The organism is Prevotella sp. HMSC073D09 (genome assembly GCF_001814145.1).
Classification (GTDB): domain Bacteria; phylum Bacteroidota; class Bacteroidia; order Bacteroidales; family Bacteroidaceae; genus Prevotella; species Prevotella conceptionensis.
Map to the genome: position 1 here is coordinate 1 of NZ_KV815055.1, position 421 is coordinate 421.

General features: G+C 64.1%; 1 pseudogene. It reads right to left on the reverse strand.

Annotated features, from left to right (window positions below):
* Positions 1-416, reverse strand: a pseudogene (locus HMPREF2955_RS02905) (type VI secretion system tip protein VgrG); the annotation flags it as partial.
* Positions 417-421 lie beyond the last annotated feature (5 nt).

The following is a 421-nucleotide window of genomic DNA, read 5'->3' on the forward strand; positions in this document are numbered from 1 at the left end:
TCGGCCACGGCCAGGTCAACGTCGGGAAGGGGAAGGCTGCGCACACCCGATGAGACGGCCCTGAACCTGTTGGCGTAATAGTTGCCCTCGCCCACCGAATGCTCGATGTCGACGATGAGGTACTCGCCCAGCGAGGCCTTCGCCAGGCTGCCCATGCGCTCGCCGAAGGGGCTGGTTATCCTTACCACTGAGCCCACGGTGAGCTCCGCCTCCCCGCTCGTCCCCACCACGTAGTGCGACTCGGCGGCCTCCGCCTCCTGTTTCTTCCTCACGTACATCTCCATCTCCAGCATGTAGTGCACGCGCGATTGCGCATACTGCAAGGCCGGCTCCTTGAACATCTCCATCGAGGCCTGGAAGGCCTTGCTGCCCGGGCGGTCGAGCCCCGAGGGCTTGTTCGGCGTGTTTTCAGCCATGCTGT